The organism is Rhodococcus sp. Leaf247 (assembly GCF_001426185.1).
Classification (GTDB): Bacteria; Actinomycetota; Actinomycetes; order Mycobacteriales; family Mycobacteriaceae; genus Rhodococcoides.
The window spans coordinates 701381-713686 of sequence record NZ_LMRP01000001.1 but is presented as its reverse complement, the minus strand read 5'-3'; the positions used below and the strand labels follow the sequence as shown (position 1 = coordinate 713686).

Below are 12306 nucleotides of genomic sequence, written 5' to 3'. Positions count from 1 at the left end.
TGTTCGCTCACGCGAAGAGCGTCGAGCCCCAGTACCCGTCGCTACCGTCGGGCACGCCGGGAGGGCAGGCGAACACGGCCGATCCGACGTGGGAGATGTACTCGTTCAACGCATCCCGACGTGCCAGTGCAGCCTGCATCGGAACGAACTGCGTCTGCGGATCGCTGCAGAAGGCGATGAAGAACAAACCCGCGTCGAGATGGCCGAAGCCGTCGGACCCGTCGGTGAAGTTGTAGCCGCGGCGCAGGATCTTGATTCCGCCCAGCGATTCCGACGACGCGAGACGCACGTGTGCATCCTTGGCGATCGTCGACGAGCCGAGGTCGACGGTGTCGAACTCGGTGCCACCGCTGAGGGGAGCGCCGGTGGCCTTGGATCGGCCGATGACGCGTTCCTGCTCACCCAGTACGGCGCGGTCCCACGGCTCGATCTTCATGCGGATACGACGCGCTACCAGGTAGGTGCCACCGACCATCCAGTCGGTGCCGGCGTCCTCGCCCACCCAGACGTGCTCGTCGACGGCCGCGGTCTCCTCGGCCTTGAGGTTGTTCGTTCCGTCCTTGAAACCGAACAGATTGCGAGGAGTCGCCTGTGTCGTCGACGTCGATGCCGTGCGGCCGAATCCCAGTTGCGACCAGCGTACGGACGCAGTGCCGAACGCGATGCGCGCCAGATTGCGGATGGCGTGGACGGCGACCTGGGGGTCGTCGGCGCAGGCCTGGACGGCGATGTCGCCGCCGCTGCGTGCGGGATCGAGGTCGTCGCCGGGGAAACGCGGAAGTTCCTGCAGCGCATCAGGCTTGCGGTCGGCGAGGCCGAACTTGTCGAAGAACGAGGGACCGAAGCCGACGGTCAGCGTGAGGTTCGACGGCAACAGGCCGTATGCCTCGCCGGTGTCGCCGGGTGGCTCGTACTGTCCGCCGCCGACCACGCCGCCGGGGACCGACTCGGCGCCGACGGTGAGCCGCTCCGCCATCGCCGTCCAGGCGGTGAGCATCGCGACGACGTCCTCGCGAGAGGTGGTGGTGACGTCGAAGGTCACGAAGTGCATGCGGTCCTGCGCGGGCGTGACGACGCCTGCCTGGTGCGCGCCCCGGAACGGTACGACGGCGTCCGCCGGAGCCGCGACGGGCTGCTCGGGAGCCGTCGTCCGGCCGATCACCGCACCTGCGCCGACGGCGAGTGCGCCCGCTCCTACGCCGCCGAAGAGGGCTCGGCGGGAGAGTTTCCGAGGTGGTGTGGCGACGGCGTCCGTGTCGGACTCGCGCTCAGGCGCCTGCGACGACACCCTGCACCTGACTCACCGACGCGGAGAGCGCGTCGATCTTCTTCGACAATTCCTGGCGCTGCGGTTCGGTGACCGTGTCGTAGGAGACGAAGCCGTCGCCCTGACGGAACTTCGCCAGCTCGGTGTCGAGATCGGCGAAGCGCTGGTCGATGGTGGCGGCGAGTTCGGGGTCGCGCTCGGACAACACCGGCGCCAGCGCTGCGACGGCAGCCTGCGATCCGTCGACGTTGGCCTGGAAGTCGTAGAGATCGGTGTGGGAGAAGAAGTCTTCCTCGCCGGTGATCTTGGTCTGCGCGACCTCGTCGAGCAGGCCCTGTGCCCCGCCGGCGACGGTGATCGGGTCGACGACGAAGTCGGGGGACTGGACACCGGCGACGAGTTCGTCGACATCGGCCTTCAGCTGGTCCGCGACGGCACCGGTGTCGGGCTGCACACCCTGCGCCCACAGGTCCTTCTCCAGGCGGTGGAAGCCGGTCCACTCCGTACCCGGCTCGACATCGGGCTCACGCAGGTCGATGCGGGGGTCGAGGTCGTCGGGGAAGCTTTCGGCGACCGGCTCGATGCGCTCGTAGTAGGTCCGCACGATCGGGAACTGCGCCTTGGCGCTCTCGATGTCTCCCGACTTCACGGCGTCGACGAAGGTCGCGGTGGTCTCCTGCAGTGCCGTGACCTGGCTGACGACGTAACGCTTGTACCCGTCCGCCGCCTCGGCGAGCGTGCCGTCCGCGTCGGTGCTGACAGCCTCTCCGGTGACGACGAAGTCGCCGCGGATGCCGTCGCCGACCATTCCCGGCTTGCACGCTGTCTGGTAGGTGGCGGGTTCGGGGAGGGCGACGATCAACTGGCGGGAGACACCGGGGCCGATGTTCTCGATCTCGCCCATGACGCGATCACCGTCACCGTAGACGTAGAACTCGGTGACCTTGGAGCCGTTGTTGGTCACCTGGAAGGTGGAGCTGCCGGTCTGCGCACTGGTTGCACCCACGTCGCACGAGCTGTCGTTCGCGTCGACGATGATGTCGCCGCCGTCGGCTGCCACCGGCGTTTCCTTCTCGGTGCAGGCCGTCAGTGCCAGGGGCAGCGCGGCCGCGCTGAACAGAAGTCGTGTCGTGGTGCGCATGGAGAAAGGGCCCTTTCGAGAATGGGGTCGGGATGCAGAGTCGGTCAGGAGGCCGCGGGTTGCGGCTGGGGAACGGCAGCTGCCGGCCGGACGGCAGGCCGGAGGAACACCGGAAGGACGACCGCGAGGTAGACCACCCAGGCAACGACCTGGAGAACGGTCGGCTCGGGGCGGAAGTTGAAGATTCCCGCGACGACGGTGCCGTACCAACTGCCGGCATCCCAGGTGGCGCTGATGTCGAAGGCGGTGGCGCTGCCACCGGGGAGTACGCCGCCGATCTGCAGTGCCCGCACGCCGTAGGCGAGGATCCCTGCCGCGACGAACACCAGGAAGATGCCGGTGTAGCGGAAGAACTTGGCGAAGTCGATGCGGATCGTGCCGAGGTAGAGCATCACCGTGAGGACCGCAGCGGTCGCGATTCCGGCCAGCAACCCCAGCAGCGGCCATGAACTTCCGTTGGTGTTCTCGGCATATCCGACCATGAGGAGGGCAGTTTCGATTCCCTCTCGGCCGACGGCCAGGAATGCCAGGGACGTCACGGCGACGGGTCCGACATCGAGCGCGCGGGCCATGCCGGCCTTGAGGTTGCCCGAGATCGACGCCGCGGCGGTCCGCATCCACAGCACCATGCCGGTGACGATGGCGACGGCCACGAGCGATGCCGCTCCGGCGATGATCTCTGCGGTCAGGCCGGTGACGGTGGACGTGCCCAGGTGGATGACGGCGAACACCGCAGCGACCATCGCGACTGCCGATCCGACACCGACCCACACCCATCGGAGCGCGTCCCGACGATCGGATTTGACCAGGAAAGCGACCAGGATCATGACGACGATGCCTGTTTCCAGTCCCTCGCGGAGTCCGATCAGACCGCTGCCGACCATCTGCGTGGCCACGGAGGGCGCGGACGCTGCGACGAGGAGTGTGGACACGGCAGGTTCTCCTGGAGAAGGACGTAGTAGCGACGGGTCTTAGGCAAGGCGACCCTCACTCGATGCTGAACATACACGGGCGGAAGGCCGGAAAACAGCGCTCGATCAGGACTTTAGGTCCTCTTTAACTGTTTATTACTTTCTGTCGGGATGATGGAGTCATGCATCCACCACGCCTCGGGCGTCGACGCGGCGCGGCGGTCGCCCTTATCGCCGCCGTGGTCCTGACCGGATGCAGCGAGATCGATCGGCCTCGGATCGAGATCCCCGAGGGAGTGCCACCCGGTGTCGGTGCCCCGCTACCTCCCATCGACGTCGACGCCCCCGGCAGATCGGCCGATCTGTTGGTGGACTGGGCCGCCCCACTCGCCGATCCGCTCGGCATCGGATCGACCGCACTCGAGTCCTACGGACACGCGGCCGCGGTGATGGCACGGTCGGCGCCCGGGTGCGGGCTGGCCTGGACGACCCTGGCGGGGATCGGCTACATCGAGAGTCGGCACGGAACCTTCGCCGGATCGTCCATCGGCGTGGACGGGACGTCGGCGCCTCCCATCCGCGGCGTGCCGTTGAACGGCACTGCCGGCAACGCCGAGATCGCCGACACGGACGGCGGTGAACTCGACGGCGACACGACGTTCGACCGGGCGATGGGGCCCATGCAGTTCATTCCCGAGACGTGGCGCAAGTGGGGCGTCGACGCCAACGGTGACGGCCGGGCCGACCCGGACAACCTCGACGATGCAGCCCTCACCGCGGGCCGCTACCTCTGCGCGCGGGGCGGCGACCTCACCACTCCCGAGGGGTGGCATCGGGCGCTCCTCGCGTACAACCAGTCGGGCGTCTACTCCAGGGATGTGCGCGACGCGGCCGCCGCCTACTCCGTCGGTACACGTCCCTCCGGCTAGTCTGTGGGGCGAGCAGTGCCTGCACCATCCACATGCCTGATTAGGAGTTCATTCGTGGCCATCATCGAACAGGTCGGAGCTCGCGAGATCCTCGACTCACGTGGCAACCCCACGGTCGAGGTCGAGGTCGCACTCGACGACGGCACGCTCACGCGCGCAGCCGTTCCGTCCGGTGCCTCGACCGGTGAGCACGAGGCCGTCGAGCTTCGCGACGGCGGAGACCGGTACCAGGGCAAGGGCGTCGAGAAGGCCGTCAACGCCGTGCTCGACGAGATCGCGCCGGCCGTCATCGGCCTCGACGCCATCGAGCAGCGCACCGTCGACCAGGCTCTGCTGGACCTCGACGGCACGGCCGACAAGTCGCGCCTCGGCGCGAATGCGCTCCTCGGCGTCTCGCTCGCCGTCGCCAAGGCTGCTGCGGAGTCCGCCGGCCTCGAGCTGTTCCGCTACCTCGGTGGGCCGAACGCGCACATCCTCCCCGTGCCGATGATGAACATCATCAACGGCGGCGCGCACGCCGACAGTGGCGTCGACGTGCAGGAATTCATGATCGCCCCCATCGGTGCACCGACCTTCAAGGAAGCGCTCCGCTGGGGCGCCGAGGTGTACCACTCGCTGAAGTCGGTTCTCAAGGAGAAGGGCCTGTCCACCGGCCTGGGCGACGAGGGCGGTTTCGCGCCGGACCTCGCCGGCACCAAGGCCGCCCTGGACCTCATCTCCGAGGCCGTCGGCAAGACCGGTCTGACGCTCGGCTCCGACATCGCGCTGGCGCTCGACGTCGCCGCCACCGAGTTCTACACCGCCGGAACGGGATACGCGTTCGAGGGCAGCAACCGCTCGTCCGAGGAGATGTCGGCCTTCTACGCGGAACTCCTGGACCAGTACCCGCTGGTCTCCATCGAGGACCCGCTGGACGAGAACGACTGGGACGGCTGGGTCGCCCTCACCGACAGCATCGGTGACCGCGTCCAGATCGTCGGCGACGACCTCTTCGTCACCAACCCCGAGCGTCTGGAAGAAGGCATCGTCAAGGGTGCGGCCAACGCTCTGCTGGTGAAGGTGAACCAGATCGGCACGCTCACCGAGACTCTCGACGCCGTCGACCTCGCGCACCGCAGTGGCTACCGCACCATGATGAGCCACCGCAGCGGCGAGACCGAGGACACCACCATCGCCGACCTGGCCGTCGCCGTGGGCAGCGGACAGATCAAGACGGGTGCCCCTGCCCGTAGCGAGCGCGTCGCCAAGTACAACCAGTTGCTCCGCATCGAGGAAGCGCTCGGCGATGCCGCTCGGTACTCGGGCGAACTGGCGTTCCCGCGTCTCGACTTCACGTCGAAGGACAGCTGAGCAGAACCATGAGTGATCGGGACAGTCGCCGCAGCGCGGCGCGGCCGGGTGGCCGTTCGCCGCGTCGAGATGCGCGTCCCGGTCGATCCACTCGCCGGGACGGGTCCGGGGCATCGACGCCCCGGACCGTCTCGGGCGTGGTCAACGACGTCGTCACCGAGGGCGCAGCGCTTGTCGGGCGCCGGCCCCGCCGTGGTCGTGGTGAGAAGAAGGACCGCACGTTCCTGGGCCTGTCGACGGGCAAAGCCGTCGCGTTGGCCGTGGTGATCTGTGCTCTCGCTCTCACCCTGGCAGTTCCGTTGCGCACGTACATCTCGCAGCGTGGCGACGCGGTTGCCGTCGCCGACGAGCGGCAGGTGCTCGAGGAGCGGGTGCGCGACCTGCAGATCCGCAAGGCTCAGACGGACGATCCCGCCTACATCACGGCCCAGGCGCGCGAGCGCCTCGGCTACGTCATGCCCGGCGAAACCCCCTACCAGGTCCAATTGCCCGGTGCGCGTGCACGTTCGGACATCGAGAACGATCCGCCGCCGGCGCCTCCGGGCCCGTGGTACAGCGATCTGTGGTCCACGGCGACCACTCCACGCTGAACCCCCACTTCCGAAGACGAAAAGGCTGTCACCCATGAGCGACGTGTCGCCCGCTGATCTGGACGCCGTCTCCGCCCAACTCGGCCGCGAGCCCCGCGGCGTGCTGGAGATCGCCTATCGCACACCCGACGGCCGTCCGGCCGTGGTCAAGACCGCGCCGAAACTTCCCGACGGCACCCCGTTCCCCACGCTCTTCTACTTGACGGATCCTCGCCTCACCGCCGAGGCCAGCCGGCAGGAGTCGGCGGGCGTGATGCGGGAGATGACCGAGCGTCTCGGGGTCGACGAGGATCTGGCCGCCGCGTACCGGCGCGCGCACGTGGCGTATCTCGCCGAGCGCGACGAGATCGAGCCCCTCGGAACCGATTTCACCGGTGGCGGCATGCCCGACCGTGTGAAGTGCCTGCACGTGCTGATGGCTCATTCCCTGGCCAAGGGCCCGGGAGCCAACCCGCTTGGCGACGAGTCCGTGGCGCTGGCCGCAGAGGGCAAACTGCGTGGAACCGCGCTCCCGTCCGACTGGCCCACCATCGAGGAGCTACGGGCATGAGAGTCGCCGCCATCGACTGTGGAACCAACTCCATCAGGTTGTTGGTCGCCGAGATCGACGACTCCGGACTTCACGATCTCGCTCGGGAAATGACGGTGGTCCGCCTCGGACAGGGTGTCGACGCCACCGGGTCCTTCGCACCGGAAGCGATCGAACGGACCGAGAAGGCATTGGCCGAGTACGTGGGCGTCATCGACAGGCTCGGCGGTGTCGACGCGGTTCGCATGGTCGCGACGTCGGCAACACGCGACGCCGACAACAGGCAGGTCTTCTTCGACATGACGCGCCGAGTTCTCGCTCCGGTCGCGAAGGATGCTGTCGCCGAGGTCATCTCGGGTGACGAAGAAGCGCGACTGTCGTTCGCGGGTGCGGTCGGCGACCTCGATCCGGCCGACGGCCCGTTCCTCGTCGTCGATCTCGGGGGTGGGTCCACCGAACTGGTCCTCGGTGACGCCGACGGTGTTCGCGCTGCCTACTCGGCCGACATCGGCTGCGTCCGTCTCACCGAGCGTTGCCTCGAGTCCGATCCGCCCACCGAAGCGGAGCGCCGTGCAGGTCAGGCCTTCGTGGAGGAACGCCTCGAGCCCGCGTTCGACGCCGTGTCGGTCCGGGACGCTCGGACCTGGGTCGGTGTGGCCGGCACGATGACGACGCTGTCCGCCGTGGCACAGAATCTGCCGGCATACGATCCGGACCGGATCCACCTCTCACGCATACCGTTCACCGATCTTCGTGACGTCTGCGACCGCCTGGTCGGGATGACCCGAGCGGACCGGTCCGCGCTGGGGCCCATGCACCCCGGCAGAGTGGACGTCATCGGCGGCGGATCGATCATCGCGGCGACCTTGGCCGAGCGCATCGGAGCCGAAGCCGGAATCGACACTCTGGTGGTCAGCGAACATGACATCCTCGACGGAATCGCGCTCAGCGTCGCCCGTCGGTGATCAGTAGGCCGTAGTCGGTCCACGCATCGCGGCCGTTCAGCGCGGTCGGATCGACGAACGTCGCGGTTGCCCAGATGTCGGCCCAGACGAGGTCCGGTCCGACCACCGTCGTCGAGAAGTCCTGCTTCACAGGCTGGTCGGTGATCGGATCGACGATGTGCCCGCCGCGTTCGGCCGAACTCGATGTCGCCACGGCACCCACGGTCAGCGACACGGTGTCGGCAATCCGTCCGCGGTCCGTCGGATCCTGGATACCGATACGCCAGGGTCCGAAGTCCTGACCGTCCCGTCCGGTGCCGAACACGATGTCTCCGCCGGCGTTGAGCGCGTAGGCGAGGCCGTCGAGACCGGCGAGCGAACGCACCGCTCGCGACACGGCCCATGCCTTGACGACGCCCGTCGGGTCGAAACCTCGCGATCCGTCGGGCCCGACCAGATCGGTCGTGAAGATGCCGCCGGTCTCCTGAACGGCGCGGCGGCACAGCGATTCGACCTCGAGGACGGTCGGATCGGCAGCGGCAAGGGTCAGAGTCCCTGCACGGCAGCGCATCACGTCACTGTCGGCGCGCCACGTCGAGAACACGGCATCGGCTCGGCGTAGGTCGGTGAACGCGTCGGCAACCGCGTCGGCGATGTCGTCGCGATCGGTGTCGGCCGCCCGGACGTGCAGAGAGATCGGCAGGCCCATGATCTGCTCGACCCATGCCCGGGTGGTCATGCGAGGTGGGCTTGATCGAGTGCGGACTGCAGACTCTGGATGTATCCCTCGGAGGTGACCGTGGCGCCGGAGACCATGTCGATGGATGCGCTCTGTGCCGCGACCGCCTCACTCCCCAGGACGGGAAGTGCGCGGGCATTGATCTGCTGATCCTTACCGTTCGCGGTGGGGTAGACGATGGCTGTCGCGTCACTCAGGGAGCCGTCCGTGACGGTGATCCGAACCTGGACAGGACCCCATCGAGTGTCGACCGATTCGCCGGTGAAGGTCTGCGCGGCAGTGGTGTTCGACTCGATCGCCGTGGGAACCGCAGTCTCGGTCGCGGCGGTGCCCGTGGGTGCGGCGGTGGCGACGACAGCCGTCATCGGCGTCGTTCCGGTCGAAGTGTGATAGCTGAATGCCAGAACGACGGCGGTGACCGTGCTAGCGAACCACCAGGATATGCGGCGCATGATGTCCCTCGAGAGTCGTAGTGTCAGAAGTTTTCGGTGTGGATCTGTCGCGGCGGTGTGCCGAGGGCCGACGCGGCCCGACGTACTGCTGCGGCCCACTCGGGAGGGCCGCAGACGAAGACGTCACGGTCCGCGACGTCGGGGCACAGCCGGGCGAGGACGTGAGTGTCGGACCAGCGAGCGGCATAAACCGGGAGCCAGCTGTCGCGTCCCGGAATGCGGTGCCCGTCCACCACCGCGTATCCGGCCCCGAGGCGATGCGTGATGTTGACGAGTTCGTCGTGCAGGACGGCGTCGGCACGCGTGCGGGCGCGGTTGATCACCATGACGTCACCCGGCGACGTCGAGAGGTCCTCGATCAGCGCGCGCATCGGAGTGATGCCGATGCCGGCGCCGATCAGCAGAGCCTTCGGTTGCGTGCGAGCGCCGGCGTGGATGTGCCCGTACGGTCCCTCCACGAGAACCCTCGTTCCGGGGCGCAGCTGCGTGAGTCGGGACGAGCCGTCTCCGACGATCGCGGCGGTGAACCGGAGAGTCGTGCCGTCCGGTGTCTCGGACAACGAATATGGATGCGCGCGCGAGCATCCCGGGCCGTCCAGGAAACGCCACTGGAAGTACTGGCCTCCGTGTGCGTCGAGCCTGGCCACCCCGGGGCCACCCACTGTCACCGAGACCACCGACTCGCTCTCACGGTGGACGCCGATCACCCGTATCGGTGATCGGAGCGACGTCCACGCCGGCAGGCCGATGCGGTACACCAGAACCGTTCCGGCACAGAGAATGTAGAGACCCCACCAGAACACGGTCGCAGTCGTCGACTGCTGGAAGGACTGGCCGGACCAGAGCTGGTGCGGCAGGGCGAGGCCGGTACCCAGATAGGCGTACAGATGGAGAAGGTGCCACGACTCGTAACGCAGTCGTCGGCGTGCCACGCGCACGGAGGTGACCACGACCATGATCAGCGCGGCGGTGCCGAGTACGGCGAGCACCATGCCGGGATAGTTCAGGACGAGATCCACCGCTGTGGAGACGAACCGGCTGGGATCGGCGGCGGCGTACCCGGCGGTGACGAGGACGATGTGCCCCATCATGGCGGCGAACGAGGTGAAGCCGACCACACCGTGCAGTCGAGTCAGATTCTGTTGGCCCCAGGCCTTCTCCACCCAGGGCACCCTCGCCATGAGGAATATCTGCAGGAGCATCAGTGCGGACGCGATCAGTCCCAGGAGGCGGCCGGAGGATGTCAGCGCGGTCTCCCACGACCCTGCCAGGTCGTGCACGCCTCCGTCCGACACCCACAGCGAGACGACGACGAGGAGTACGGACCATCCGGCGAGCGCGGACACGTCGCGCCACCATCGATGGACGACCGGACCGCGTGGCCCGGGGCGCACGGTGGTCCGTTCGGGCGACAGGGAGGTGTTCATGGGCCCGAGTCTCGGCGCCACGACTGCAGTGGGGCTGGGACGTACCCGGGTGTTCGCTGTGAGCGGCGATCAGTCGGGGCGGGGACCCAGCTTCCGGAGGGTGGCCGGTGCGCGGGCCTCCCACGCTTCCTCGAGGAGTTCCCGCAGTTCGTCCTTGTCGACGGCCGGTAGACGAACGAGCACCGAGGAGTGCTCGGCATAGTGGTCGGTGGTGAAGTACTTGTCGGGGTCGGACCGGATCAGGTCCTCGCGATCGTCGATGCTCGGCCGCCAGGCGAGAAGAACGTCCGGCATCTCGTGCAACCGTGCGAACAGGACGTCCTTCACGCGGAACCCCGGTGTGCCGTAGGACGGCTTTTCGGCGGTCCCGCGCAGCGACAGCGCTATCTCTCTGACGTCGTCCTCGGTCGACATGACGCAATTCTGTCACTGCGCGGCCTGCATTACCGCAGAACGCGCCTGCGGCGATGTCCCTTGTGTTCCGTCGGGTCGACGGTGTTGGGTCGTATCGGACATGTGCCCCCCGACACAGTGTTCGTCGACGAGCAGGAGACCCATCGATGACCGTTCGTGACACCGAATCCTCGAGCGAGAAGGCTCCTACCGAGAAGGGTCTGGCGCGCACCGCGCAGGCCCTGGCCCGTGCGACCGAGAAATGGTTCCCCGACGCCTACATCTTCGCTCTGGTCGGCGTGCTGGTGGTGGCAGTGGCAGCGTTCGCCAACGGGTCGTCGCCGCAGAACGTCGTCGACGCGTTCGGCAACGGGTTCTGGGATCTGACGGCCTTCACACTGCAGATGGCGATGGTGGTCCTCACCGGATACGTGGTGGCCACGTCGCCGCCGGTGGCCCGATTGATCACCCGGTTGGCAGCGCTGCCGAACAGTCCGCGAACAGCAGTCAGCTTCGTCGCTCTGATGTCGTGCTCGGTGTCGTTCCTCAACTGGGGACTGTCCTTGGTGTTCGGCGGACTGCTGGCGCGAGCCATCGCACGCCGCACCGACCTCCGCGTCGACTACCGAGCTCTCGGTGCCGCGGCCTTCATGGGACTCGGAGCCGTCTGGGCACTGGGCATGTCGTCGTCAGCCGCCCAGCTGCAGGCCACCGCGAGCTCGCTTCCACCGGCGCTGCTGCAGATCACCGGCGTGCTCGACTTCGGGACCACGATCTTCACCTGGCAGTCGCTGCTGATGTGCGTGATCATCATCGTGCTGACGGTGATCATCGCTCACCTGTCGGCGCCGACCGGACCCGCGATCAAGACGGCCGACGCCATGTCGGTCGACCTCGACGACACGATCGCCGAACCGCCCACTCGCACGCGGCCGGGAGAATGGTTGGAGTACAGCCGTGTCCTCCCGATCCTCGCGGGGGCGATGACGCTGGGCTGGCTGGTGTCGCAGCTGCTGTCCAAGCCCGTGTTGTCGGTCGTCAGCAGCTTGAACGGTTATCTGCTGGTGTTCCTGATGTTGGGGCTCGTGCTGCACGGCACTCCCCGACGTTTCCTCGACTCGGTGGCAAAGGCCGTGCCGGCGACAGCGGGCATTCTGGTGCAGTTCCCGCTGTACGCCGCCATGGCCGCGATCCTGACGAAATCCGAAGGGCGCGGCGGGTTCACCGTCTCGGAGCACCTCGCGACGTTCTTCACCGAGGTGGGTGGAGGCGGCGCTTTCGCAGTCGTCATCGCCGTCTACACCGTCATCCTCGGATTGTTCGTCCCGTCGGGCGGCGGCAAGTGGTTGGTGGAAGCGCCGTACGTGATGCAGTCGGCGACCGATGTGCAGATGAACCTCGGATGGACCGTGCAGATCTACAACGTCGCCGAGGCGCTGCCCAATCTGATCAACCCGTTCTTCATGCTCCCGCTCCTCGCCGTGCTCGGCCTGAGGGCGCGTGACTTGATCGGATTCACGTTCCTGCAGTTCATCTTCCACTTCCCGGTGGTGCTCCTGCTCGTCTGGTTGCTCGGGACCACGTTCACCTTCGAGGCGCCCGTGATTCCGGCCTAGATGCCGGGCCCGGTGCGA

The 12306-nt window shown here is 67.5% G+C and carries 13 protein-coding genes; 6 read left to right on the top strand and 7 right to left on the bottom strand.

Annotation, left to right across the window (positions count from 1 at the left end):
* Positions 1 to 7 precede the first annotated feature (7 nt).
* From efeB to efeU, 3 genes are read right to left on the bottom strand one after another with little or no spacing between them, the layout of a single operon-like run.
* Positions 8 to 1288, bottom strand: coding sequence for an iron uptake transporter deferrochelatase/peroxidase subunit (gene efeB / locus ASG64_RS03310; protein WP_042572983.1), 1281 nt, complete (start codon positions 1286 to 1288; stop codon positions 8 to 10).
* Positions 1269 to 2408 carry an iron uptake system protein EfeO gene (efeO, locus tag ASG64_RS03305; RefSeq protein WP_056070034.1) on the bottom strand — a complete coding sequence of 380 codons (1140 nt, stop codon included), beginning with the start codon at positions 2406 to 2408 and terminating at the stop codon, positions 1269 to 1271. Before efeO ends, efeB begins: the two co-directional genes overlap by 20 nt.
* Before the next feature lie 44 nt (positions 2409 to 2452).
* Positions 2453 to 3292 (bottom strand): iron uptake transporter permease EfeU, encoded by an 840-nt coding sequence (gene efeU / locus ASG64_RS03300; protein WP_082518310.1) that lies wholly within the window; start codon positions 3290 to 3292, stop codon positions 2453 to 2455.
* 209 nt (positions 3293 to 3501) lie between these two features.
* Here efeU and ASG64_RS03295 point away from each other — a divergent pair, with 209 nt between their 5' ends.
* The 5 genes from ASG64_RS03295 to ASG64_RS03275 are packed head-to-tail and all read left to right on the top strand — an operon-like array spanning position 3502 to position 7682.
* The gene (locus ASG64_RS03295) at positions 3502 to 4248 is read left to right on the top strand and encodes a lytic transglycosylase domain-containing protein (protein WP_056070028.1); all 747 of its coding nucleotides are present in this window, start codon (positions 3502 to 3504) and stop codon (positions 4246 to 4248) included.
* 54 nt (positions 4249 to 4302) lie between these two features.
* On the top strand, positions 4303 to 5598 hold the full coding sequence (gene eno / locus ASG64_RS03290) for a phosphopyruvate hydratase (RefSeq protein WP_042572987.1): 1296 nt from the start codon (positions 4303 to 4305) through the stop codon (positions 5596 to 5598).
* Between the two features lie 8 nt (positions 5599 to 5606).
* Positions 5607 to 6188 (top strand): FtsB family cell division protein, encoded by a 582-nt coding sequence (locus ASG64_RS03285; RefSeq protein WP_042572988.1) that lies wholly within the window; start codon positions 5607 to 5609, stop codon positions 6186 to 6188.
* Between the two features lie 34 nt (positions 6189 to 6222).
* Positions 6223 to 6738, top strand: a complete 516-nt coding sequence (locus ASG64_RS03280) for a DUF501 domain-containing protein (protein ID WP_042572989.1) — start codon at positions 6223 to 6225, stop codon at positions 6736 to 6738.
* Complete coding sequence (locus ASG64_RS03275) at positions 6735 to 7682, top strand: Ppx/GppA phosphatase family protein (RefSeq protein ID WP_056070023.1); 948 nt, start codon at positions 6735 to 6737, stop codon at positions 7680 to 7682. Before ASG64_RS03280 ends, ASG64_RS03275 begins: the two co-directional genes overlap by 4 nt.
* Here the strand turns inward: ASG64_RS03275 and ASG64_RS03270 are convergent.
* The 4 genes from ASG64_RS03270 to ASG64_RS03255 all read right to left on the bottom strand — a co-directional run bounded on the left by ASG64_RS03270 (position 7663) and on the right by ASG64_RS03255 (position 10693).
* Positions 7663 to 8400 (bottom strand): FAD:protein FMN transferase, encoded by a 738-nt coding sequence (locus ASG64_RS03270; protein ID WP_056070020.1) that lies wholly within the window; start codon positions 8398 to 8400, stop codon positions 7663 to 7665. The two genes, ASG64_RS03275 and ASG64_RS03270, sit on opposite strands and share 20 nt — an antisense overlap.
* On the bottom strand, positions 8397 to 8852 hold the full coding sequence (locus tag ASG64_RS03265) for an FMN-binding protein (protein WP_056070018.1): 456 nt from the start codon (positions 8850 to 8852) through the stop codon (positions 8397 to 8399). The genes ASG64_RS03270 and ASG64_RS03265 overlap by 4 nt, the downstream gene beginning before the upstream one ends.
* A 23-nt stretch (positions 8853 to 8875) precedes the next feature.
* Positions 8876 to 10279, bottom strand: coding sequence for a ferredoxin reductase family protein (locus tag ASG64_RS03260; RefSeq protein WP_056070014.1), 1404 nt, complete (start codon positions 10277 to 10279; stop codon positions 8876 to 8878).
* Positions 10280 to 10348: 69 nt separating this feature from the next.
* Entirely contained in the window at positions 10349 to 10693 is a 345-nt protein-coding gene (locus ASG64_RS03255; RefSeq protein ID WP_056070012.1) for an MmcQ/YjbR family DNA-binding protein, read from the bottom strand.
* Between the two features lie 146 nt (positions 10694 to 10839).
* Here ASG64_RS03255 and ASG64_RS03250 point away from each other — a divergent pair, with 146 nt between their 5' ends.
* Positions 10840 to 12288 carry a short-chain fatty acid transporter gene (locus tag ASG64_RS03250; RefSeq protein ID WP_042572994.1) on the top strand — a complete coding sequence of 483 codons (1449 nt, stop codon included), beginning with the start codon at positions 10840 to 10842 and terminating at the stop codon, positions 12286 to 12288.
* The last annotated feature ends 18 nt before the right edge of the window (positions 12289 to 12306 follow it).

Coding starts and splice junctions, on each gene's coding strand:
- efeO (WP_056070034.1), bottom strand. CDS start 2,408: ATGCGCACCACGACACGACTTCTGTTCAGCGCGGCCGCGCTGCCCCTG.
- efeU (WP_082518310.1), bottom strand. CDS start 3,292: ATGGTCGGCAGCGGTCTGATCGGACTCCGCGAGGGACTGGAAACAGGC.
- ASG64_RS03295 (WP_056070028.1), top strand. CDS start 3,502: ATGCATCCACCACGCCTCGGGCGTCGACGCGGCGCGGCGGTCGCCCTT.
- ASG64_RS03285 (WP_042572988.1), top strand. CDS start 5,607: ATGAGTGATCGGGACAGTCGCCGCAGCGCGGCGCGGCCGGGTGGCCGT.
- ASG64_RS03280 (WP_042572989.1), top strand. CDS start 6,223: ATGAGCGACGTGTCGCCCGCTGATCTGGACGCCGTCTCCGCCCAACTC.
- ASG64_RS03275 (WP_056070023.1), top strand. CDS start 6,735: ATGAGAGTCGCCGCCATCGACTGTGGAACCAACTCCATCAGGTTGTTG.
- ASG64_RS03270 (WP_056070020.1), bottom strand. CDS start 8,400: ATGACCACCCGGGCATGGGTCGAGCAGATCATGGGCCTGCCGATCTCT.
- ASG64_RS03265 (WP_056070018.1), bottom strand. CDS start 8,852: ATGCGCCGCATATCCTGGTGGTTCGCTAGCACGGTCACCGCCGTCGTT.
- ASG64_RS03260 (WP_056070014.1), bottom strand. CDS start 10,279: ATGAACACCTCCCTGTCGCCCGAACGGACCACCGTGCGCCCCGGGCCA.
- ASG64_RS03255 (WP_056070012.1), bottom strand. CDS start 10,693: ATGTCGACCGAGGACGACGTCAGAGAGATAGCGCTGTCGCTGCGCGGG.
- ASG64_RS03250 (WP_042572994.1), top strand. CDS start 10,840: ATGACCGTTCGTGACACCGAATCCTCGAGCGAGAAGGCTCCTACCGAG.